This is a genomic window from Corallococcus praedator, from assembly GCF_003612125.1.
In the GTDB taxonomy this organism is placed as follows: Bacteria; Myxococcota; Myxococcia; order Myxococcales; family Myxococcaceae; genus Corallococcus; species Corallococcus praedator.
Genome location: NZ_RAWI01000925.1, coordinates 1 through 469, shown reverse-complemented (window position 1 = coordinate 469; position 469 = coordinate 1). Strand labels below are relative to the sequence as shown.

General features: G+C 50.5%; 1 protein-coding gene. It reads left to right on the top strand.

Going from position 1 to position 469, the window contains the following annotated elements:
• Positions 1-335, top strand: a 335-nt coding sequence (locus D7Y13_RS42430; protein WP_147452688.1) for a LuxR C-terminal-related transcriptional regulator, incomplete at its 5' end; no start/stop codon positions are given.
• Positions 336-469 lie beyond the last annotated feature (134 nt).

The following is a 469-nucleotide window of genomic DNA, read 5'->3' as shown; positions in this document are numbered from 1 at the left end:
AAGATATGCCTTCCGAAGAACTGGCGCAGGCGATCCGCTTTGTGCAGCGCGGCTATACGCAAATGGGGCCAGGATTAATGGAAAAGCTCGTTGCCAAACTTCCTTCTGAGGCAGCTTTAGCAGCGCGATCGCCCCAAGTGCAGCTTACGCCTCGCGAACAAGAAGTGTTGCGGCTAATTGGCTATGGCGCGACAAATCGCGAAATTGCTGAAACGCTGTTTATCACCGAAGGCACGGTCAAAACGCACGTCAATCACCTGCTGAATCGGTTGACCTTTCGGAATCGATCGCAGCTTGCCATTTACGCTCACTCTGTTTTTCATGCTGCAAACTGATCGATCGCTGCGATCGAAATGACAAATTTAAGGGCACGGCAATGTTTTGGGGGAATGGCATTGCCGTGCCCCTACGGATTTTGTTCTGCTTCGATCGCTTCTTGAACAAAAAGTTTTGCGAGTCGATCGTAGAT